Origin of the sequence: Escherichia sp. MOD1-EC6842, from assembly GCF_002965705.1 — a bacterium.
Classification (GTDB): Bacteria; Pseudomonadota; Gammaproteobacteria; order Enterobacterales; family Enterobacteriaceae; genus Escherichia; species Escherichia ruysiae.
In genome coordinates, this window is sequence record NZ_PTRF01000003.1 from 145,513 (window position 1) to 160,217 (window position 14,705).

Genomic DNA, 14,705 nt, shown 5'->3' on the forward strand with positions numbered 1-14,705 from the left:
GAAGACTCGTGAAAAGTATAATTGACCCATCAGCATTATTCATTGATTTAGGCGTGCAGAACGCTCCGGCAGTCATTTCTGTTGTTGGTGCAGGGGGGAAAACCAGTCTGCTTTTTTGGCTGGCAGAGTTACTTCAGTCTAGTGGCAGGCGCGTGTTAATCACGACGACGACACATATGTTTATACCAACGTCTCACTGGCCCGTGGTTTTCTGTCGCGATCCCGCCATGCTTCCTCATGCGTCTCTCACATCCCCCATTGCATTTTGTTTTCACCGCTTCAAAGCGAAACAGGGAAAAGCGCAGGGATTTACGCCAGATACCATTGATGTACTGGCGCAACGACCAGAATGTGACGTAATTCTCATTGAGGCAGATGGCTCGCGTGGAATGCCGTTAAAAGCGCCGAATGAGCACGAACCTTGCATACCAAAAAGCAGTTGCTGCGTGATTGCTGTGATGGGAGGGCATATTTTGGGCACTAAAGTTGGTGCTGAAAATGTCCATCGCTGGTCGCAGTTCGCTGAGATTACAGGGTTAACACCTGATGCAACATTGCAGCTGAGCGATCTCGTTGCGCTGGTTCGCCATCCGCAGGGCGCATTTAAAAACGTACCGCAAGGCTGTCGGCGAGTCTGGTTCATTAACCGTTTTTCTCAATGTGAGAATGCGATTGCGCAAAGCGAGCTACTCAAACCGCTGCAACAACACGACGTAGAGGCAATCTGGCTGGGCGATATACAAGAAGATCCTGCAATCGCGCGCAGATTTGTGAATTAGCAGCTCGGACATTCCGGGTTACTGAAAGGATATCCATTGAGGTTGGTATGAATATTTTCACAGAGGCTGCAAAACTCGAAGAGCAAAATTGTCCGTTTGCGATGGCGCAAATTGTGGATAGCCGAGGTTCTACACCCCGCCATTCTGCACAAATGTTAGTGCGCGCCGATGGTTCTATCGTCGGTACAATTGGTGGTGGAATGGTTGAGCGGAAGGTGATTGAAGAGTCGCTTCAGGCATTGCAGGAACGTAAGCCGCGATTATTCCACGGGCGCATGGCTCGTAACGGCGCGGATGCCGTCGGGTCAGATTGCGGAGGCGCAATGTCAGTGTTTATCAGCGTGCATGGTATGAGACCACGTCTGGTGTTGATCGGCGCGGGGCATGTCAACCGGGCGATTGCCCAGAGTGCTGCGCTATTAGGGTTTGATATCGCCGTTGCCGATATTTATCGCGAAAGCCTCAATCCTGAACTTTTCCCGCCGTCAACTACGCTTCTCCATGCCGATTCGTTTGGCGCGGCAGTAGAAGCACTGGAGATTCGCCCTGATAATTTTGTCCTGATTGCCACGAATAATCAGGATCGTGAAGCCCTCGATAAACTCATTGAACAGCCCATTGCATGGCTGGGTTTGCTGGCAAGTCGCCGCAAGGTGCAGCTTTTCCTGCGTCAATTGCGTGAGAAAGGCGTGGCTGAAGAACATATTGCCCGTTTACACGCGCCGGTTGGTTACAACATTGGTGCGGAAACGCCACAGGAGATCGCCATCAGCGTGTTGGCAGAAATATTACAGGTGAAAAATAACGCGCCGGGTGGGCTGATGATGAAACCTACGCATCCTTCCGGACACCAACTGGTGGTAATTCGCGGCGCGGGAGATATCGCCAGTGGTGTGGCGTTACGCTTGTATCATGCGGGGTTCAAAGTGATCATGCTGGAAGTGGAAAAGCCAACGGTGATTCGTTGTACCGTGGCGTTTGCCCAGGCCGTGTTCGACGGCGAAATGACGGTCGAAGGCGTCACAGCCCGCCTGGCAACCAGCTCTGCGGAGGCGATGAAACTTACCGAACGCGGATTCATCCCGGTAATGGTAGATCCCGCCTGTTTATTGCTTGATGAACTGAAACCTCTCTGCGTTGTGGACGCTATTCTTGCGAAACAGAATTTGGGTACGTGTGCAGATATGGCACCGGTGACAATCGCGCTTGGGCCGGGGTTTACCGCAGGGAAAGATTGCCATGCGGTAATTGAAACGAATCGCGGGCACTGGCTCGGTCAGGTGATTTACTCCGGTTGTGCACAGGAGAATACCGGTGTTCCCGGTAATATCATGGGGCACACCACCCGACGTGTGATCCGTGCTCCGGCGGCAGGCATTATGCGATCCAATGTGAAATTAGGCGATCTGGTGAAAGAGGGCGATGTGATTGCCTGGATTGGTGAGCATGAAATTAAAGCGCCGTTGACGGGGATGGTGCGTGGCTTGTTGAACGACGGACTGGCGGTGGTCGGTGGTTTTAAAATCGGTGATATCGATCCTCGTGGCGAAACGGCCGATTTCACCAGTGTTTCAGATAAAGCCAGGGCGATTGGCGGCGGTGTCCTTGAGGCGTTAATGATGTTGATGCATCAGGGCGTTAAAGCGACAGAAGAAGTGCTGGAAGTGGCTTAAATGAAAACGGCCGGATGGTATTACCACCCGGCCTCTGACTTACTGACAAATCACCGTTCCGGTTTTGCCTTCAATCCCTTCTTTCGCTTTGCTCAATACGGTAATCAGTGCTTCACGACCAGCGCGAGAGCGAGCAAACGAGGCGGCAGCTTCTACTTTCGGCAGCATAGAACCTTTCGCAAAATGACCTTCTTCGATAAAGCGTTCTGCATCGGCCAATGACAGGCGGTCGAGCCACTGCTCATTCTCTTTACCGAAGTTAATGGCCACTTTTTCTACCGCAGTCAGAATGATCAGTATATCGGCATCGATCATTTCTGCCAGACGGGCGCTGGCCCAGTCTTTATCGATAACCGCGCTGGCACCGCGCAGATGGTTACCCTCACGAATCACAGGGATACCGCCACCGCCAACGGTGATCACAACCTGACCTGCATCTACCAGAGCTTTAACCGTTTCTTTTTCAATAATATCAACAGGCTTTGGTGAGGCTACTACACGACGATAGCCACGCCCCGCGTCTTCTTTCAGGGTGTAACCCTGTTTTGTCAGTTGCTCGGCTTCCTGCTCGGTAAAGAACGACCCGATCGGTTTGGTCGGATTGAGGAATGCCGGATCGTTAGCGTCGACTTCGACCTGAGTAACCAGCGTTGCTACAGGTTTATGAATACCACGAGAAAGCAGCTCTTCCCTTAAGGCGTTTTGTAGATCGTATCCAATGTATCCCTGGCTTAAGGCGACACAGACAGACATTGGCAGCATTGGCGAGTGTGCTTCCGTTTTTGCGGCAGCTTCGAATGCCTGGTTAATCATGCCTACCTGCGGCCCATTACCATGAGTGACGATAACTTCATGTCCTTGGGCAATTAAATCAACAATTGCCTGAGACGTAATTTTTACCGCTTTCATTTGTCCGGCCAGATCGTCGCCCAGCGCATTCCCGCCGAGGGCGAGAACAATTTTCTTACTCATTTTTCCTCACTCATCATTCTTAATTGTGTATAGATCCCTGGTAGTGGTTAGAGCACGGGAGGGACAAACGGTTTGCGTCGCAGGAAACGACCGCGTCCGGCTTTGCCTGTGAAGGCTCCGTCGCAGAAAATCGTTTCACCACGGGATAGCGTTCTGACAATTGCGCCCTGACAGGTAATGCCCTCCCAGGGCGAATAGTCGGCGTTGTCGTGGAGATGGCGATGTTGAATTTGTTGGCTCTGACGTGGGTCGATAATCACCACGTCGCCATCGGAACCGGGCGCTAATAATCCTTTTTGCGGCCACAGGCCAAACAGCCTGGCGGGCATCGCGCTGGTTAACTCAACAAAACGTTCCGGTGTGATACGTCCGGTCATTACGCCGCTGGAGAACAGCAATTGCATACGATTTTCCACACCGGGCAAGCCATTTGGGCAGCGACTGAAATCGCCTTTAGAAATTTGCTGGCGTTGAGCCATCGAGAAGGTGCAATGATCGGTCGCCACCACGTCAATCGTACCATCGCTGATGCCACACCACAGTTTGTCCTGCTCGCGAACATTGCGCAGCGGTGGGCTAAGGATAAATTTCATTCCGTCTTCTGTATCGTAACTGCGTTCGTCCAGCAGAAGATATTGCGGACAAGTTTCAACCCAGACAGGCTGGTGATTCGCGCGGGCAAGGCGCAGGTAATCCAGACCTAAGCCGTTAGACAGATGGACGATATAGAGTGGGGCGTTGCCGGCAAGTTGCGCCAGATTAATCATGCGGGCGATAGCTTCAGCTTCGCATTCCAGAGGTCGACTCAAGGCGTGATAGCGTGGCGCGGTTAACCCTGCGGCGATAAACTCCGCCCGCTTGCTGGCGATAGCTGCGTCATTTTCCGGGTGCACAGTGGTCAGGGCGCCAGACTCATGCAAGCGGCGTAATGCTTGCAACACTTCATCATCGTTGAGTTTATATTGATAGGTTAAATAGAGTTTAAAACTGCTCAGCCCTTCCTCGACCATCATCGGGATTTCGTCGAGGATGGCGTGATTAATGTGCTGGATCACACCGTGAAAGCTGTAGTCGATGACCGCCTTATGGGCGGCATAACCACGATAAACTTCCAGTTGATGGCGTAACCGGCAGCCATTTGGGCCAAATCCCATATGGTCAATAATGGTTGTTGTACCGCCACACGCGGCTGCGCGAGTACCGGTAAAAAAATCATCACAACTGCGCGCAATGCCGACATCAATATTAAAATGCGTATGGACGTCCACGCCGCCAGGGAAAACGTAACAGCCAGTGGCATCAATTTCTTCATAAGGGAGCTGCGGCGAAATATTGGTGCCCAACTGGCGAACAATCCCGCTTTCAATCAACAAATCCTGCTTTGCTTGTCCATCTGCGTTCACGACAGTGCCGTTTTTGATCAATACGCGCATAGCAAACTCCAAAAACCCTCCGGCGAACCGGAGGGGAATAAGTTAAGAATAATTATTCGGTTGCCAGCCAGCTTAACGGGATTGCAGCGTACATAGCGGCACAGGTCACCAGGTGTGATTTCCAGGTTTTTTCGTTTGGCGCGTGCGCTTCAGGTTCTTTACCTGGGCCAAAGCCGATCACCGGAATGCCGTGACGACCCATGATGGATACGCCGTTAGTTGAGAAGGTCCACTTATCAACGACCGGCGCTTTGCCAAACAGACCTTCGTAGGCATTCACCAGGGCTTTAACAGTGAAGTGATCTTCTTCCACTTTCCAGGTCGGGAAGTAGCATTCGGTTGGGTAGACCAGGCCAGTCCAGGACGGACGGTCATAGTTGTACATAGAAACGACAGCATTCGCTTTTTGAACTGCTGGCAGGGCGCGGATTTCGTCCAGCGCGCCTTCCCAGGTTTCACCCCAGGTCAGACGACGGTCAATAGAAACTGCGCAGCTGTCTGCTACAGCGCAACGGCTTGGGGAGGTAAAGAAAATTTCAGAAACGGTCAGCGTACCTTTGCCGAGGAATTCGTCATAACCCAGACGTTGGGACAGTTCTTGTAATTCGCCAAGAATCGGTCCCATTTTGAAAATGGCGTTATCACCGCGTTCTGGCGCAGAACCGTGACAGCTAACGCCCTGAACATCAATACGAATTTCCATACGACCGCGCTGACCACGGTATACCTGGCAATCAGTCGGTTCAGTACTGACCACAAATTCCGGGCGAATGCCAGATTGTTCAATAATGTACTGCCAGCACAGACCGTCGCAGTCTTCTTCCTGCACCGTACCGGTAACCAGCAGGGTATATTCATCTTCCAGACCGAGGTCTTTTATGATTTTACCGGCATATACCATAGACGCCATGCCGCCTTCCTGGTCGGAAGTACCGCGACCACCGATCAGCTCATCAGTTTCCATACCTTCGTACGGGTCGAATTCCCAGTTTTTGATGTTGCCAATGCCGACGGTGTCGATGTGAGCATCCATCGCAACCAGACGCGGGCCGTGGCCGATATAACCGAGAACGTTGCCCATCGGGTCGATTTCAACTTTATCGAAACCAACTTTTTCCATCTCTTCTTTAATACGATGCACTACGCGTTTTTCGTCACAGCTTTCACTGGGAATCGCAACCATGTCGCGCAGGAAGCGAGTCATGTCTGCCTGGTAATCCTTTGCTTTTTCAAGAATCAGTTTGAATGGAATATTCTTAGCCATTATTTTTCTCCAGTTTTTTACTCCCCGTTTTGCGGGGAGCTGTTCCAATAGTGTGATTAAGGTGCTACAGAGTGTTTGCCTTCCCAGACAACTTCGCGGTAGTGCTTCACGTCGGTGTCGCCTTCAGTGCTGATAACCAGCACCACGGCATCTTTGTTCAGTGCCAGTTTTTCCATCAGGCTTTGTCGTTGCGGGTGATAATGAACCGCCGCGAGAACGCCCAAACCGACAGCGCCAGATTCACCGGAGATGATGCGAGGATCGTTGCCATACGGATTACCCAGCACGCGCATACCTAATGCGGCAACGCTGTCCTGGCAGGAGATGAATTGAGTGGCGCAGTTACGTAGGATTTCCCAGCCCAGCGGGTTAGGTTCGCCGCAGGCCAGGCCCGCCATGATCGTCGCCATATCGCCGCCAACGTTGACGATGTCGCCTTTGACGCCAGAGCGATAAATACAGTCAGCTTTGTCCGGTTCAACAATAATGCTGTGCAGATTTTGCGGGCTGTAGACATCGACCAGATAACCCAACACACCACCAGCCATCGCGCCGACGCCGGCTTGCAGCAGAACGTGCGTTGGGGTTACGCCCATTTCACGCATTTGCTCGACGGCTTCATCTGCCAGCGTGGCATAGCCCTGCATGATCCAGGTTGGGATTTTGGTGTAGCCTTCCCAGGCGGTATCCTGCACCACCTCCCAGCCGTGCTGCTGTGCGTGTTGCATGGTCAGGCGAACGGTGTCGTCATAGTTCATGTCTGTGACGATGCACTCGGCACCGAGGTTCAGAATGGCGTCAACGCGTTCCTGAGCGGAGCCTTTCGGCATGTAAATCACCGCATTCTGCCCAAGTTGCTGCGCTGCCCATGCGACACCGCGACCGTGGTTGCCGTCGGTGGTGGTCGCAAAGGTCATTTTTTCGCCGATAGCATTTTTCAGGTGTTCAAATGACAGCGTTTCGATATCAAGATGATATTTTTCGCACAGTAACTGAGCGATGGCATACGCACCGCCGAGCATCTTGAAGGCGTTCAGACCGAATCGTTTTGATTCGTCCTTAACGAGAATTTTCTTCACACCAAAAAGGTTTGCGAGATCGTCCAGCGCACAAAGCGGTGTTGGGCGATAGCCAGCAATCTTCTGGTGGAACTGGCGCGCCAGTTTTGCCTGGCTTTGCGAAAAGAGCGGTGATGTTTCGCCGTTGAAAAATTTGTTATCGGCGATATCAATCTTCAATGAGAAAACGGACATATCCTATCCTTTTGGCCTCTGTAAATAGAGAGCCGATCTGTCGATCGGCCCGAGGGGTTATTTCACGCGTTCTTGCGCTTCTTTCAGCAGTTGTTCGAGCAGTGCACCCGGTTTGGCGTATTTACGGGACAGGATCATCGCGGCGATGATATAAGGCTTCCAGCTGGCTTCTTTGTAGGTCGCGATACGGTATTTTTCGAATACACCTTCAGTGACTTCACCTTCTTTACAGGATACGCCGCTGATATCGGCCGGCAGGCAGTGCATATACAGGGCTTCGCCATCACGGGTCAGCTCCATCATCTCTTCAGTACAATGCCAGTCTTTGTGTTGCGCGTTCTGCGCCAGGCACTGTTTTTCCAGAGCTTTAAGGCCTTCGTGATCGTTAGCGCGCAGCAGTTCAGTACGCTCTTCCATCACTTTATAAGGTGCCCATGACTTCGGATAAACGATGTCTGCATCTTTAAACGCTTCTTCCATGCTGGTGACCTGACGGAAGCTGCCGCCGGATGCTTTAGCATTGTTTTTCGCCACTTCAACGACATCCGGGATCAGGTCGTAACCTTCCGGATGAGCCAGGGTGACATCCATACCGAAGCGGGTCATCAGACCGATGATGCCTTGCGGTACAGAGAGCGGTTTGCCATAGCTTGGTGAATAGGCCCAGGTCATGGCGATTTTTTTACCTTTCAGGTTTTCCAGCGAACCAAAGTGTTCACGCAACCATGCCAGGTCAGCCATCGACTGCGTTGGGTGGTCGATATCGCATTGCAGGTTCACTAAAGCCGGACGCTGCGGCAGCACGCCCTGTTTGTAGCCGTCGTCGAGTGCCGCGCCAACTTCACGCATATAGGCGTTACCTGCACCCAGATACATATCGTCACGAATACCGATAGCGTCGGCGCAGAAAGAGATCATATTAGCGGTTTCGCGAACGGTTTCGCCGTGAGCGATTTGTGATTTACCTTCATCAAGGTCTTGCTGTGCCAGACCGAGCAGGTTAAGCGCGGAAGCATAAGAGAAGCGGGTACGGGTGGAGTTGTCGCGGAATACGGAAATACCTAATCCACTATTAAAGACTTTGGTCGAGATGTTTTCAGCACGCAGTGCTTTTAACGCTGCGGCAACGTCCAGTACTTGTTTCAGTTCATCTGGCGTCTGTTCCCACGTTAACAAAAAATCTTTCTCGTGAAGGTGAGAGGTCAGCGAATTGATATCCTTAATCAGCTCATTAACAGTTTTCATCATAAAGTCCCGATAGTGGAATGACAGGCAAAGTGGTTTATTTCACTGTGACTTGCCAAAGTGATTGGTGTTTTCACAGCTATACCTGGGACTAACAATAAGTGTGCCAGAATTATTCACGCGGCTGCGAAAGAGTAATTTGACGGATAATATGTGGAGCTGATCACAAATTAACATTGCACTATAGAGCATAAAAATATACGGAAACGATTGGCTTTTTTTCTGCCGTTATTTATTTGCTGCTAAGTATCATAAATAAGATATAAGGGAGAGGAGAATTGTCGTCAGTTTGATAAATGCAGTCCTGTAATTCTCATATTGATATAGAAATGTGATATCACTTCCATAATTTCATTAGAAAGTGATAAAAATCCTATGTTTTTAGCAAAGCTATATTTGTCTGAGTTAATATCGTCATGACCTGTGAACCATCAACGTCTTCAATGATCGACTTTTAAGTGATTCTGGAAGGTAAAGCTATGGAGCTTGTTACTACGCAGTCAGTATTGATGCAAATTCAACCAACAATTCAGCGTTTTGCCAGAATGCTAGCCAGCGTTTTGCAGCTTGAGGTTGAGATCGTTGATGAAAACTTGTGTCGCGTCGCTGGAACTGGCGCATATGGGAAATTTCTTGGTCGCCAGCTAAGTGGTAATTCACGCTTGCTCCGCTATGTCCTGGAAACCAAAACCGAAAAGGTTGTGACACAGTCTCGCTTCGATCCCCTTTGTGAAGGTTGTGACAGTAAAGAAAATTGTCGTGAAAAGGCATTCCTGGGCACGCCCGTTATTCTGCAGGATCGTTGTGTCGGAGTGATAAGTTTGATTGCTGTTACTCATGAGCAACAAGAACATATCAGTGATAATTTACGCGAATTTTCAGATTACGTTCGCCATATATCTACTATTTTTGTCTCGAAACTTCTGGAAGATCAGGGGCCAGGAGATAATATAAGTAAAATATTCGCTACCATGATCGATAATATGGATCAGGGAGTGTTAGTTATTGATGAAGACAATCGTATTCAGTTTGTTAACCAGACTGCATTAAAAACTCTTGGTGTTGCTCAAAATAATATGGTTGGGAAACCTATTCGTTTCAGACCATTAACATTTGAGAGTAATTTTACTCATGGACATATGCAACATATCGTTTCGTGGGATGATAAAAGTGAATTAATCATTGGTCAGTTGCATAACATCCAAGGGCGACAGTTATTTTTGATGGCGTTTCACCAGTCACATACCAGTTTTTCTGTGGCGAACGTTTCTGATGAACCGCATATAGAACAATTAGTGGGTGAATGCCGGGTTATGCGGCAATTAAAACGGCTCATTAGCCGTATCGCGCCCAGCCCATCCAGCGTAATGGTGGTCGGGGAAAGTGGCACCGGTAAAGAAGTTGTCGCTCGTGCAATCCATAAGTTGAGTGGAAGACGGAATAAACCCTTTATTGCTATCAACTGTGCCGCGATCCCGGAGCAGCTTCTGGAAAGTGAGCTGTTCGGTTATGTCAAAGGCGCTTTTACGGGGGCTTCTGCCAACGGAAAAACAGGGCTGATTCAGGCGGCGAATACGGGCACGCTGTTTCTCGATGAAATTGGCGATATGCCATTAATGTTGCAGGCAAAATTGTTACGAGCTATTGAGGCGCGTGAAATTCTGCCGATTGGTGCCAGCAGCCCAATACAGGTCGACATTCGCATCATTTCTGCAACTAACCAGAATTTGGCTCAGTTTATTGCTGAAGGTAAGTTTCGTGAGGATCTCTTCTATCGCCTGAATGTTATTCCGATAACGTTGCCGCCTTTGCGTGAACGTCAGGAAGATATTGAACTGCTGGTGCATTACTTTTTACATCTGCATACCCGTCGTCTGGGGTCGGTTTATCCTGGCATTGCTCCTGATGTTGTTGAGTTGCTGCGTAAGCATTATTGGCCTGGAAACCTGCGAGAGCTAAGCAATTTGATGGAATATCTGGTCAACGTTGTTCCTTCAGGTGAAGTCATTGACAGCACACTCCTGCCGCCCAATCTGGTAAATAACGGCGTGACAGAGCAAAGTGAGAGCCCAGAAGCCAGCGAAGCACATTTGGCACTTGATGATGCTGGTGGTACGGCGCTGGAGGAGATGGAAAAACAGATGATCCGCGAGGCGCTTTCACGTCATAACAGCAAGAAGCAAGTCGCTGATGAACTGGGCATCGGCATTGCTACGCTCTATCGTAAGATTAAAAAATATGAATTGTTAAGCGCGTAACCGCCGTAAATCCGGCCTGCATTCAGGCCGGATTTCGTTTTACTTCGTTTCCTCGCAGTCCAGCACTGTATTCACAATCATCTGATAACCGGTGCAGCGACAAAGATTTCCCGCCAGGCCGCGACGAATTTCCGTAATAGTTAATGGTTTCTCGCGTGGTTTTGCCAGCATTGCCGTGGTGGCCATAATCAACCCGGGCGTACAAAAGCCACACTGTACCGCGCCTGATTTCGCATAAGCCTGTTGTACATGAGAAAGTTTGCCGCCTTTTGCTTCGCCTTCCAGTGTGCGGATCTCTTTTCCTTCAGCCCAGGTGGCAAGGTATAAGCAGCTATCTATCGCGGTGCCATCAACCAGCACAGTACACGCGCCGCATTCTCCAACGCAGCATCCTTGTTTGACGCTAAGTAATCCTTGTTCACGGAGCAGTTCTGAAAGCGGCATACCCGGCGCGGCGCGGAGCTGAAAAGGCATTCCGTTAATGACGCATTCAATGGTAATTGTTTCGCTGTGGTTCATTGCAGTTTTCCCCCTGCCGCAGCGACGGCTTCGCTAATGACTTTTTTGGTCATCGTCTGGATAAGATGCAGACGAAACTCTTTACTCGCACGCCATGAGGAACGCGGGGCGACGTCTTGCAGGACAGACTCGCTGATGGCTTCCAGCGTTTGCAGGTTCAAGGGCGCGTTTTGTGCAGCCTGTTCAGCATGTTGGCAGCGAATCGGCGTTGGAGCGGCAACACCAAATGCCAGGCGTAATTCACTGAAACTTCCATTATCCAGCCGACAATGTGCGGCGCAGCCAATCGTTGAAATATCCATCGCGTCGCGCATGGCATATTTAAAATGCGCGCTACCAGCATGTTCTTTCGGTTGCGGCGGAAAATGAAAGGCGACAAGGATTTCGTCATGCTCAAGAGATACTTTGCCCGGCCCGGTGTGAAAGCCATTTATCGGGACAAAACGAACTCCTCGCGGTGAGTGGATCTCCAGCTTCGCCTCATAAATCAGCGTTGGCGTGGCGGAATCTGCGCTGGTGGCACCGTTGCAAATATTTCCACCGTAGGTAGCGACATTACGGATCTGTGGCCCGGCAATTGACGAAGCCGCAGCACATAACGCCGGAAGATGACGCTGGGTTAACGGATCTTCAATGAGCTGAGTAAATGTCGTCGCGGAGCCGATTCGCAGCGCGCCGTCTTCCTCCAGCGTAATCCCCCGAAGCTCCGCCAGATTGTGGATATCAACAATATGGCGATAACGGTCATTGTGATGGTGGAGCTGAATCAGTACGTCAGTGCCACCGGCGAGCAGTTTTGCCTGCGGATTGTGGGTCAGCAGGTTGATGGCATCGGCAATGGTGGTCGCGCGATGGTAAGAAGCAAAATCAAACATGATGTTATCCTCAAATCAATCCTGCCAGATGGAACTCTTCGTATAACCGTTTTGGCGTCAGCGGCAGTGTATTGATTGCAACACCGGTAGCCATCTTCACCGCGTTACGAATAGCTGCGGCAACAGGAATGATCGGAGGCTCACCCAGTGACTTATGTCCGTATGCGGATTGCGGTTCATTGATTTCGACGAATGCGCTTTCCAGTTGTGGCAGATCTGGCATGGTCGGCATTTTGTAATCCAGCAGATTTGGGTTACGTACCACACCGCTTTTCGCGTCGATGATCATCTCTTCAAATAGCGCCCAGCCAATGCCCATTCCCATCCCGCCGTGTACCTGGCCTTCTGCCAGCAGCGGATTAAGAATATGCCCCGAATCATGAACATTGAGGATGCGGTTGATAGTGACTTTGCACAGCGCGATATCGACCGTCAGATCAACAAAGGTACAGCCAAACGCTGGTGGGTTCGTGGTGGTTTTGATGGAGCTTTCTGCAGAAAGCTGTCCGCCACGCTCGGGATGATAAAACGCATCCATTGCCAGATCTTTTAATGACAACAATGGCTCTTCCGGTCTTTCAACCAGCACGATATGGCCTTTTATCAAGGTTAGATTCATCGCTGACTGATGTAGCATGACTGCGGCGTGAGCGATGATTTTCTCTTTCAACAGCAACGCCGCACTGCGCAACGCTGGCGCGGCAACATAGCTCTGCCGTGACGCAAACGCACCGGGGTCGAAGGGGGTAACGTCGGTGTCTTGTGTCGAAATTACGCGGACATCGCTGACCGGGACACCCACGGTTTCCGCCACCATTTGCGAGAACACTGTGTCGGCACCCTGACCGATTTCCGTCGCACCGCTTTGTACGTTGATGGTTCCATCCTGATTCATCAACAGGCGTGCGCCAGCGATTTCTACACCAACAGGCCAGGTGTTAGAGGTGTAGCTAAAACAGGCAACGCCAACGCCTCGCCGTAAATTGCCTTGCTGGTTCTGGCACTCTGCACGGCGTTTTTCCCATTTAAAGATTTCTCGTCCTTTTTCCAGACACTCTGGTAATCCGGCGCTGTAAATACGCTTGCCCGTGAGTGGATTTGCATCGCCTTCACGAGCGGCATTACGTAAACGAATTTCTACTGGGTCTAGTTCCAGCGCAGTAGCGGCGTCATCCAGCATTGATTCGACAGCAAAAACGACTTGCGGTGCACCATAACCGCGCATCGCGCCAGCCGAGGGCAGATTGGTATAGCAGGTCTTTGAACTGTAAGCGTAAGCACAACGAGGATAAAGGTAAGCGACTTTATTACCGCCTGCGGAAGCGATGGAGTGACCGTGAGAGGCGTAAGCGCCGGTGTTGGACAGAACATCCAGACTATAACCTTTCAACGTACCATCACGGTTCACGCCCATTTGTCCATCAATGGTAAAGGCGTGGCGGGTTCGGGTTGCGAGAAAACACTCTTCACGGCTAAGGGAAACTTTCACCGGAATACCACCGAGCTTGCTGGTCAGGAATGCCGCCATTGGCTCTTCCAGCACATCCTGTTTATTACCAAAACCGCCACCGACAAACGGTTTGATGACTCGCACACATGACCAGGGAATATCCAGCGCCTGACCGACAACACGGCGAACAATGTGCGGGATCTGCGTACTGGAGACGATGGTAATTCGCGAGTCATCCTCCATCCATGCCAGAGAGGTCACACTTTCCATATGGCAATGCTGAATGACCGGTGTCTGATAATGCCCCTCGATCTGGTAATCTGCCGCATCGATTGTTTGCTGGACATTGCCTGTCGACATCATGCTTTGTTTAAGTAAATTGCCGCCGTTATGGATTGGTGCTGCGTCTTCTGCCAGTGCCGCTTCTGGCGTGGTGATAACGGGTAATTCTTGCCACTCAATGCTGACTAGTTGCGCCGCTTTTTCTGCCGTGAGCTCATCGCGGGCTACGACGATGGCAACAGCATCACCATGATGACGAACATGGCGGGTTAACAGTGCGCGATCGGCGGTATCGCGTTTATTTTCGTCAAGCGTCCATGCATGTCCTGCCGTCGCGAATGGGATATTCGGTACATCTTCCCAGGTAAAAATCGCCAGTACGCCCGGCAGGCTTCTGGCTTTTTCATCGTTAATATTTACGGCATAACCATGTGCGATAGGGCTACGTACATATTTTGCGTAACACATGCCTGCCATAACATAATCATCTGTATATCGTGCCCGCCCGGTAACCTTAGCAATGGCATCTACGCGCATACATGATTCACCTGTAGCGGTTGCTTCCCGCGCTTCCATAGAAATCCCCTTGATTTGAACATTTGGTTCTTATGGCTATGATTTAGTCTTTGCAGGCAAGAATTACGCCAGAAACGACTATAAACATGGTGGGAGGAGGGAAGTGTGATGTTGTTAATAAAACGC

11 protein-coding genes are annotated in these 14,705 nt (G+C 50.6%); 3 read left to right on the forward strand and 8 right to left on the reverse strand.

Annotation, left to right across the window (positions count from 1 at the left end; all coding sequences use genetic code 11):
* Positions 1 to 8: 8 nt before the first annotated feature.
* Together yqeC and yqeB are read left to right on the forward strand one after the other, a co-directional pair.
* Positions 9 to 779 carry a selenium cofactor biosynthesis protein YqeC gene (yqeC, locus tag A7Z29_RS05035; protein ID WP_105289875.1) on the forward strand — a complete coding sequence of 257 codons (771 nt, stop codon included), beginning with the start codon at positions 9 to 11 and terminating at the stop codon, positions 777 to 779.
* Positions 780 to 826: 47 nt separating this feature from the next.
* Positions 827 to 2,452 (forward strand): selenium-dependent molybdenum cofactor biosynthesis protein YqeB, encoded by a 1,626-nt coding sequence (gene yqeB / locus A7Z29_RS05040; RefSeq protein ID WP_105289876.1) that lies wholly within the window; start codon positions 827 to 829, stop codon positions 2,450 to 2,452.
* Between the two features lie 39 nt (positions 2,453 to 2,491).
* Here yqeB and arcC read toward each other — a convergent pair whose 3' ends face one another.
* The 5 genes from arcC to ygeW are packed head-to-tail and all read right to left on the reverse strand — an operon-like array spanning position 2,492 to position 8,619.
* Entirely contained in the window at positions 2,492 to 3,424 is a 933-nt protein-coding gene (arcC, locus tag A7Z29_RS05045; RefSeq protein WP_105289877.1) for a carbamate kinase, read from the reverse strand.
* A 47-nt stretch (positions 3,425 to 3,471) separates the two neighbouring features.
* On the reverse strand, positions 3,472 to 4,857 hold the full coding sequence (gene hyuA, locus A7Z29_RS05050; RefSeq protein ID WP_105289878.1) for a D-phenylhydantoinase: 1,386 nt from the start codon (positions 4,855 to 4,857) through the stop codon (positions 3,472 to 3,474).
* A gap of 52 nt (positions 4,858 to 4,909) precedes the next feature.
* Positions 4,910 to 6,121, reverse strand: coding sequence for a YgeY family selenium metabolism-linked hydrolase (locus A7Z29_RS05055; RefSeq protein WP_001107129.1), 1,212 nt, complete (start codon positions 6,119 to 6,121; stop codon positions 4,910 to 4,912).
* Between the two features lie 56 nt (positions 6,122 to 6,177).
* The gene (dpaL, locus tag A7Z29_RS05060) at positions 6,178 to 7,374 is read right to left on the reverse strand and encodes a diaminopropionate ammonia-lyase (RefSeq protein WP_000110494.1); all 1,197 of its coding nucleotides are present in this window, start codon (positions 7,372 to 7,374) and stop codon (positions 6,178 to 6,180) included.
* Positions 7,375 to 7,431: 57 nt separating this feature from the next.
* Complete coding sequence (gene ygeW, locus A7Z29_RS05065; RefSeq protein WP_000859787.1) at positions 7,432 to 8,619, reverse strand: knotted carbamoyltransferase YgeW; 1,188 nt, start codon at positions 8,617 to 8,619, stop codon at positions 7,432 to 7,434.
* 479 nt (positions 8,620 to 9,098) lie between these two features.
* Here ygeW and A7Z29_RS05070 point away from each other — a divergent pair, with 479 nt between their 5' ends.
* The gene (locus tag A7Z29_RS05070; protein ID WP_032226135.1) at positions 9,099 to 10,877 is read left to right on the forward strand and encodes a sigma-54 interaction domain-containing protein; all 1,779 of its coding nucleotides are present in this window, start codon (positions 9,099 to 9,101) and stop codon (positions 10,875 to 10,877) included.
* Between the two features lie 39 nt (positions 10,878 to 10,916).
* On the opposite strand, the gene xdhC is transcribed toward A7Z29_RS05070, so the two are convergent.
* The 3 genes from xdhC to xdhA are packed head-to-tail and all read right to left on the reverse strand — an operon-like array spanning position 10,917 to position 14,579.
* The gene (gene xdhC / locus A7Z29_RS05075; RefSeq protein WP_001016617.1) at positions 10,917 to 11,396 is read right to left on the reverse strand and encodes a xanthine dehydrogenase iron sulfur-binding subunit XdhC; all 480 of its coding nucleotides are present in this window, start codon (positions 11,394 to 11,396) and stop codon (positions 10,917 to 10,919) included.
* Complete coding sequence (gene xdhB / locus A7Z29_RS05080; RefSeq protein ID WP_000459212.1) at positions 11,393 to 12,271, reverse strand: xanthine dehydrogenase FAD-binding subunit XdhB; 879 nt, start codon at positions 12,269 to 12,271, stop codon at positions 11,393 to 11,395. Before xdhB ends, xdhC begins: the two co-directional genes overlap by 4 nt.
* Before the next feature lie 10 nt (positions 12,272 to 12,281).
* On the reverse strand, positions 12,282 to 14,579 hold the full coding sequence (gene xdhA, locus A7Z29_RS05085; protein WP_105289879.1) for a xanthine dehydrogenase molybdenum-binding subunit XdhA: 2,298 nt from the start codon (positions 14,577 to 14,579) through the stop codon (positions 12,282 to 12,284).
* Positions 14,580 to 14,705 lie beyond the last annotated feature (126 nt).